This is a genomic window from Streptomyces sp. AC627_RSS907 (assembly GCF_019049165.1).
The window spans coordinates 1-725 of the sequence record NZ_JAGMUE010001113.1 but is presented as its reverse complement, the minus strand read 5'-3'; the positions used below and the strand labels follow the sequence as shown (position 1 = coordinate 725).

The window sequence follows — 725 nt, the reverse complement described above, 5'->3', positions numbered from 1 at the left end:
TCTACGTACTGGTCGACCTCGCGGGAATGAACGACAAGGCGTCACCGCTGATCGCCGCGGCAGCCGCCGTCCCGATCACCTTCCTCGTCTCCCGGACGATCATGCTCGGCCCGACGATCAACGGCACCCCGGAGCCGGGGAAGGAGGAGCCGCCCTCCCTGCTGCGCCGGTGAGCGGGGTGCCGGGCGGGAGGCGGCCGAGGCCGCGCGGGCGACCCCGTACGGCCCGGCCCACACCACCTCACCGGTCGCCGGGCCGCGCCGCGCGGTCTCCCGGCGGCGGGCGCGGCGCGCTCGGCAGGCGTCGCCGTGCTCGGCTCGGTCGGTCAGGCGTAGACGCTCTCCACGAACTGTGCGAGTTGGTCGTCGCTCAGGTGATGGGCCAGATCGGCTTCGCTGATGATGCCGACGAGGCGCTTGTTCTCGTCGATGACCGGCAGGCGGCGGATCTGGTTGCTCTCCATCTCCCTGAGCACCTGGTCCACGTCGGCGTCGGCGCTGACCCAGCGGGGTGTGCCCTTGCACAGGTCTCCCGCGGTGACCCGCGCCGGATCGTGCCCCGCGGCGACGCAGCCGATCACGATGTCACGGTCGGTGACGATGCCGCACATCCGCTCGTTCGGGTCGGTGGGATCGCTGACCGGTAGGGCGCCCACGTCGAGCTCCCGCATGAGCTGGGCGACCCGGTCCAGGGTCTCGGTTGCCGGTACCCACTGGGCCCCGGGG

General features: G+C 72.4%; 1 protein-coding gene. It reads right to left on the bottom strand.

Annotation, left to right across the window (positions count from 1 at the left end; genetic code table 11):
- Nucleotides 1–325: 325 nt before the first annotated feature.
- On the bottom strand, nucleotides 326–725 hold a 400-nt coding region (locus KUM32_RS40570), incomplete at its 5' end, for a CBS domain-containing protein (RefSeq protein WP_217146693.1).